Origin of the sequence: Bradyrhizobium sp. AS23.2 (genome assembly GCF_001908185.1) — a bacterium.
Lineage (GTDB): Bacteria > Pseudomonadota > Alphaproteobacteria > Rhizobiales > Xanthobacteraceae > Bradyrhizobium.
Genome location: NZ_LGHM01000060.1, coordinates 36,688 through 43,026, shown reverse-complemented (window position 1 = coordinate 43,026; position 6,339 = coordinate 36,688). Strand labels below are relative to the sequence as shown.

6 protein-coding genes and 1 pseudogene are annotated in these 6,339 nt (G+C 65.7%); 6 read left to right on the top strand and 1 reads right to left on the bottom strand.

The genetic code is table 11. The annotated features are described in order from the left end of the window. Together AC630_RS14485 and AC630_RS14480 are read left to right on the top strand one after the other, a co-directional pair. Positions 1-597, top strand: a 597-nt coding sequence (locus AC630_RS14485; protein WP_074119187.1) for a GyrI-like domain-containing protein, incomplete at its 5' end; no start/stop codon positions are given. A 5-nt stretch (positions 598-602) separates the two neighbouring features. Beyond that, the gene (locus AC630_RS14480; RefSeq protein ID WP_074119186.1) at positions 603-1,310 is read left to right on the top strand and encodes an SIMPL domain-containing protein; all 708 of its coding nucleotides are present in this window, start codon (positions 603-605) and stop codon (positions 1,308-1,310) included. 195 nt (positions 1,311-1,505) lie between these two features. Here AC630_RS14480 and AC630_RS14475 read toward each other — a convergent pair. After that, positions 1,506-2,571 (bottom strand): annotated as a pseudogene (locus AC630_RS14475) (MBL fold metallo-hydrolase). A 377-nt stretch (positions 2,572-2,948) separates the two neighbouring features. Here AC630_RS14475 and ffh point away from each other — a divergent pair. The 4 genes from ffh to trmD all read left to right on the top strand — a co-directional run bounded on the left by ffh (position 2,949) and on the right by trmD (position 6,261). Next, complete coding sequence (ffh, locus tag AC630_RS14470) at positions 2,949-4,496, top strand: signal recognition particle protein (RefSeq protein ID WP_074119185.1); 1,548 nt, start codon at positions 2,949-2,951, stop codon at positions 4,494-4,496. Positions 4,497-4,581: 85 nt separating this feature from the next. Next, entirely contained in the window at positions 4,582-4,914 is a 333-nt protein-coding gene (rpsP, locus tag AC630_RS14465) for a 30S ribosomal protein S16 (protein ID WP_074119184.1), read from the top strand. Positions 4,915-4,923: 9 nt separating this feature from the next. Next, positions 4,924-5,472 carry a ribosome maturation factor RimM gene (rimM, locus tag AC630_RS14460; protein ID WP_074119183.1) on the top strand — a complete coding sequence of 183 codons (549 nt, stop codon included), beginning with the start codon at positions 4,924-4,926 and terminating at the stop codon, positions 5,470-5,472. A 33-nt stretch (positions 5,473-5,505) separates the two neighbouring features. Continuing rightward, positions 5,506-6,261, top strand: a complete 756-nt coding sequence (gene trmD / locus AC630_RS14455; RefSeq protein WP_074119182.1) for a tRNA (guanosine(37)-N1)-methyltransferase TrmD — start codon at positions 5,506-5,508, stop codon at positions 6,259-6,261. Positions 6,262-6,339 lie beyond the last annotated feature (78 nt).

The window sequence follows — 6,339 nt, the reverse complement described above, 5'->3', positions numbered from 1 at the left end:
GCCTCGCCTGCGGCAACGCCGTCGCCTGCCGCCAGCGCCTCGCCGGAAGCGTCGCCCTCCCCCGCGGCAAGCGCCTCACCCAGCCCGGCGGCACCGCCACCCGCTGCGGCCGCCACCCCCGCCCCGGTACAGACCGCCGATCCCTTCGGCCAGGAGACCACGCTCGAGGCCAAGAAGGTCGTGATGGTCAAGGGCACCGCAAATTGGGATTCGGCCTTCGACACGCTGATCGACGCCTTCAAGGCGCTGAACGCGTTGCTGGACAAGCAGGGCATCACGCACGCCGGCAATCCGATGATCGTCTACACCTCGACCGACGACACCGGCTTCACCTTCCTCGCCGAGATCCCGGTCGAGCAGGATCCGAAGAACCTCCCCAAGGACATGAGCATTGGCAAATCGCCGGAAGGCAAGGCGCTGAAATTCGTCCATCGCGGCTCCTACGACAACATGGACAACACCTATGAGGCGATCACCAATCACCTCGACGACAAGAAGCTGGAAGCCAAAGACACCTTCATCGAGGAGTACCTCACCGATCCCCTGAAGACGTCGGAGGACAAGCTCGTGATCAACGTATTCGTGCCGCTGAAGTGAGACCAATGAAAAAGCCTGCCGTACTTGCCGTCCTATTCGCCACCACGCTGCTGGCAACGCCCGCGGTCGCCGACGATTTTCCGTCCGCGATTTCGGTCAGCGGCGAAGCCACGATTTCCGCGGCGCCCGATCTCGCGCAGATCGATGCCGGCGTCGCCAACGAGGCCAAGTCGGCGAAGGAAGCTTCCGACGCCAACAACGCCGCGATGGGCAAGGTGCTGCTGGCGCTGAAAGGTGCCGGCGTCGCCGAGAAGGATTACCAGACTTCGCGCCTGTCGCTGCAGCCGCAATACGGCCAGAACAAATCCACCGGCGCTTCGCCCGTGGTCGGCTTCCGTGCCAGCAACCGCGTCACCGTGAAGATCCGCGACGTGACCAAGGTCGCCGGCATCATCGACACGCTGGTCAACGCCGGCGCCAACGACATCGGCAACATCTCCTTCGAGGTGACGCAGGCGTCGAAACTGCTCGACGATGCCCGCGAACAGGCGGTAGCCGACGCCCGCCGCAAGGCCGAGATCTACGCCAAAGCCACCGGCGTCACGTTAGGTGCTCCGCTCGGCGTCTCCGAAGGCGGCGGCCCGGTGCCGCTGTTCAAGGCGCGGATGGCGCCAGCGCCGATGGCTGCCGCGCCCGCCGCCGTTGCGCCAGGTGAGGAGACGCTGTCGGTGACGGTGAATGTGAGCTGGGCGATCAAGCCCAAAGAGCAGTAGGTCTCGTGTCCCGGACGCGCTGCAGCGTGCCATAAAGCGCGTTCACGCGCGTCTTCAACGCGCTATGGCTGCTGCGCAGAGCCGGGACCTAGCTGTATCCACAAAGGTGTATCCAGAAACATGGGCCCCGGCTCAGCAGCGCAACACTAACGTGCTGCGCTGCGTCCGGGGCACGAGGTATGTGCGTGGAGATAGCTAGATCTCCACCACCTGCCCAGGCCTCATCGCCACGAACCGCTGCTGCGGAATCTTCGCGGCATCGAGCGCTTCCACCAGCGCCTTGGCCGGCGCATCGATGGCTTCATCGGTGAGCTGGAACGTGCCGTGATGATGCCCGAGCGCTTCCTGCGCGCCGCAATCCGATAGCGCCTTCACCGCATCCTCCGGATTCATGTGCTGGTCGCGCATGAACCAGCGCGGCTCGTAGGCGCCGATGGGGAGGATCGCCAGGCGCAGCGGCCCGTGCTTCTCGGCGACGCGGCGGAAATGCCCGCCATCGCCATAGCCGGAATCGCAGACGACGTAGACCTTCCCGGCCTGCGTCTCCAGCACGAAGCTCGCCCACAGCGCCTTGTTGCGGTCGAACATTCCGCGCGCCGACCAGTGCCGGGTCGGGACCAGATGCACGGCGATGCCGCCGCCTAGCTCGACGCGATCATGCCAGTCGAACGCTTCTGCCTTGATCGCGGGATCGGCATCGCGCATCGCGAGGTCATTGCCGAGCGGGGTGACCACGCGCGGCGCAAAATTCTTGGCGAGCCGCGACAGCGTCGCGATGTCGAGATGATCGTAGTGCCCGTGCGAGACCAGCACGACGTCGATCTTCGGCAGCCTTTCGAAGGCAATGCCGGGATCGTTGTGCCGCTTCGGTCCGGCGAAGCTGACGGGCGAGACCCGCATCGACCAGACGGGATCGACGAGGATGTTGAGCCCGCCGGCCTGGATCAGCCAGCTCGCATGGCCCACGAAGGAGAGCCGCACCTTGTCGCCGTCGACGCGGGCCGGCGGGGTGTCGGCGTGGGGGGCTCGGCACCCAGTCGGGCCAGGTCTCGCGCTTCCGGCCGCCCCCGAACTGCCAGCGAAACACCTCGCCGAGCGCTTTCGGCGGCGCACCGTCGGGATCGAAGAAGTGCAGGCCGTCGAAATGGTCGGAGACGGGGCCATCGTAGGTTTTCATGCGGGCGATCCAGATGGACGGGGCACCGACCAGCGCGCCTGTCCCGGCAAGAAGTCCAAACAGGCGGCGGCGGGTGATAGGCACGGTCGAGCTTCACGGGCGGTGGCGGAGGTAAGTCATCACCGGCTATATGGGCCGGACCGCCGAAAAAGGAACCCATCGCCGGAAAGGTCATGTTTTCAAGGCCTTGTCCTGGCAAAGGCGCCCCGGCACCCTAACTTTCCTTGACTTTTGGGCGTGGGCGGCGTTTAACCCCGCCACTTTCTCGGAAAGGCTTTCTTTTCGACCCGCCGACTGGCCCTGGAGGTCAGAGGTCAACGCCCGACAGCGCTGTGCGCCCTCGGGCGCAAAGGTGTTTGGAAGATCGCTTACCCCAAGTAAGGGGTCATCCCCCAGTCAAGCCGGGGCATGACAGTAGTGAACGCGGCAACCCTGCGCGAGCAGGACAAGGGACAACGGCATTGTTCGACAATCTGTCGGAAAGGCTTGGCGGCATCCTCGATCGCCTGACGGGGCGCGGTGCGCTGACCGAAAAGGACGTCGACGCCGCGATGCGCGAGGTGCGCCGCGCGCTGCTGGAGGCCGACGTTGCGCTCGAAGTGGTGCGCAGCTTCACCGAACGCGTCCGCGAACAGGCGATTGGCGCCACCGTCGTCAAGTCGGTGACCCCCGGCCAGATGGTCGTCAAGATCGTCCATGACGAGCTGATCAACACGCTCGGCGCCGAAAGCCAGACCATCGACGTCAATTCCGTGCCGCCGGTGCCGATCATGATGGTCGGCCTGCAAGGCTCCGGTAAGACGACGACCACCGCGAAGCTCGCCCGCCGCCTGGTCCAGCGCGACAAGCGCAAGGTGCTGATGGCCTCGCTCGACGTCTATCGCCCGGCGGCGATGGAGCAGCTGGCCGTGCTCGGCCGCGATCTCGACATTCCGACGCTTCCTATCGTCGCCGGCCAGCAGCCGCCGCAAATTGCAAAACGCGCGCTGGAGGCCGGCAAGCTCGGCGGCTACGACATCGTGCTGCTCGACACCGCCGGCCGCACCACGCTCGACGAAGAGATGATGGCGGAGGCAGCCGCGATCAAAGCGGCCGCCAACCCGCATGAAGTGCTGCTGGTCGCGGACTCCTTGACCGGCCAGGACGCCGTGAATCTTGCGCGCTCGTTCGACCAGCGCGTCGGCCTCACCGGCATCGTGCTGACCCGTGTCGACGGCGACGGCCGCGGCGGCGCCGCGCTGTCGATGCGCGCGGTCACCGGCAAGCCGATCAAGCTGATCGGCACCGGTGAAAAGACCGACGCGCTGGAAGACTTCCATCCCGACCGTATCGCCAGCCGTATCCTCGGCATGGGCGACGTGGTCTCGCTGGTCGAACGTGCCGCCGCCAACATCGACGCCGAGAAGGCCGCGCGCACCGCCGAGCGGATGCGCAAGGGTCAGTTCGACCTCAACGACATGCGCGAGCAGCTGTTGCAGATGGCGAACATGGGCGGCATCAGCGGGCTGATGGGCATGATGCCCGGCATCGCCAAGATGAAGAACCAGATCGCGGCTGCAGGCATCGACGACAAGATCCTGAAGCGCCAGGTCGCGGTCATCGATTCCATGACGCGCGACGAGCGGCGTCATCCCGACCTGCTCAAGGCCAGCCGCAAGAAGCGTATCGCGGCCGGAAGCGGCCAGAGCGTCGAGCAGGTCAACAAGCTGCTCAAGATGCATCGGAACATGGCCGACGTGATGAAGGCCATGGGCTCGGGCAAGCGCGGCCCGCTCGCCGGCATCGCACAAGCCATGGGCTTTGGCGGCGGCATGAAGATGCCGTCTCCCGAAGAGATGAAGGCGCTGCAAGAAAAGATGCAGAGTGGCGGCGGACAGGGTCTGCCCAACCTGCCGAAGGATTTGCCGGCCGGTCTTCGCACCGGTCTGCCGAACGTTCCCGGCCTGACCGGGCTGAGCGGCAAGCCGATGCTGCCGGGCCTCGGCGGCTTTCCAGGCAAGAAGAAATGAGGAATTCGTCGCACGGGATCGTAAGCGTCTCGCGCAACGCGGAATACCAATCAACCGAACAAGCTGTACTTTGAAGGAGAACTAGATGTCCGTCGTTATCCGCCTCGCCCGCGCAGGCACCAAGAAGCGTCCCGTCTATCACGTCGTCGTCGCCGACTCGCGTTTTCCGCGCGATGGCCGCTTCATCGAGCGTCTCGGCTATTTCAACCCGCTGCTGCCGAAGGACAACGAGGCGCGCCTCAAGCTCGACATGGAGAAGGTGAAGGCCTGGGTCGCCAAGGGTGCGCAGCCGTCCGACCGCGTGATGCGTTTCCTCGACGCCGCCGGCGTGAAGAAGCGCGAAGCGCGCAACAACCCGCAGAAGGCCGTGCCGCGCAAGGAGCGCAAGGCGCAGGCCGAAGCCGCCGCCAAGGCCTAAGGCCAGAGCATGTCGGCGCTGGTCTGCGTCGCGCGGATCGGCGCCGCGCATGGTGTGCGCGGTGCGGTCAAACTGTGGACCTTCACCGAAGATCCCTTTGCCATCAGGCGCTACGGTCCACTTCTGTCCAAAGACGGCAAGCGCCAGTTCGAGGTCGCGCAGGCGCGCGACGCCAAAGACCATCTGGTCGCGACGTTCAAGGGCGTCACGACCCGCGATGAGGCCGAGCGCCTCAACGGCATCGAACTCTACGTCGCGCGCGAAAAACTGCCCGCGACCGACGACGACGAATATTACCACACCGACCTGATCGGGCTCGCCGCCGTCACCACGGCCGGCGACGCGCTCGGCCGCGTCGTCGCAATCCATAATTTCGGCGCCGGCGACATCATCGAGATCGCACCACCCAAGGGCACGTCGCTGCTGCTGCCGTTCTCGAACGCGGTGGTGCCGGAGGTCGATATTGCCGGCGGCCGCGTCGTGATCGAGCTGCCGCAGGAGATCGAGGGCGATGATCGGGACGACGAGAGTCATCCGGACGAAGGCCGGGACCCATAACCACAGGCCGTGGTTTTGGCTAAGCTATCTGCAATGACAAACCCCTCACCCTGGCGCGCGACAGTGCTGACGCTGTTTCCGGACATGTTTCCGGGGCCGCTGGGCGTGAGCCTGGCTGGCCGAGCTCTGGCATCCGGGCTCTGGGAGATCGAAGCGCGGGACATCCGGGCTTCCGCCACCGACCGCCACCGCAGCGTCGACGACACCCCGGCAGGGGGCGGACCGGGCATGGTGCTGCGGGCGGATGTTCTGGCGGCGGCCATCGATGCCGCCGAGATCAGCTCAGACCGGCCGAAGCTCCTGATGAGTCCCCGCGGTCGGCCATTGACCCAGGCCCGTGTCGTGGAGCTCGCCCAGGGCCCCGGCCCCTTGATCGTCTGCGGGCGATTCGAGGGGGTCGACCAGCGGGTGATCGACGGGCGGGGCCTGGAGGAGCTCTCGATCGGCGATTACGTGCTGTCCGGGGGCGAAATCGCGGCTTTGGCGCTGATTGACGCCTGCGTGCGGCTGCTCCCGGGGGTCATGGGCAAGGAGGCCTCTGGAACCGAGGAAAGCTTCTCGGACGGCCTTCTCGAATACCCTCAATACACCCGGCCGCAGCTGTTCGAGGGGGCTCCGATCCCCGAAATCCTGACCTCTGGCGACCACGCCAAGGTCGCGGCTTGGCGGCGGGCGGAATCCGAGGCTCTGACGGCGGCCCGGCGGCCCGATTTGTGGGCGCAAATCCCGACCAAAGTCCCGAATCGGGGCGGACGCCAAAAAACGCCAAAAAACAAGACAGACGGGTGACAAACGCTCCGGCTTGCCTTATAGGAGCGGCCACATCCGCAATGGCTGGATAAACGAATTTCGCGCAGCCCCCGTTTC

Coding starts and splice junctions, on each gene's coding strand:
- rimM (WP_074119183.1), top strand. CDS start 4,924: ATGTCGGCGCTGGTCTGCGTCGCGCGGATCGGCGCCGCGCATGGTGTG.
- rpsP (WP_074119184.1), top strand. CDS start 4,582: ATGTCCGTCGTTATCCGCCTCGCCCGCGCAGGCACCAAGAAGCGTCCC.
- AC630_RS14480 (WP_074119186.1), top strand. CDS start 603: ATGAAAAAGCCTGCCGTACTTGCCGTCCTATTCGCCACCACGCTGCTG.
- trmD (WP_074119182.1), top strand. CDS start 5,506: ATGACAAACCCCTCACCCTGGCGCGCGACAGTGCTGACGCTGTTTCCG.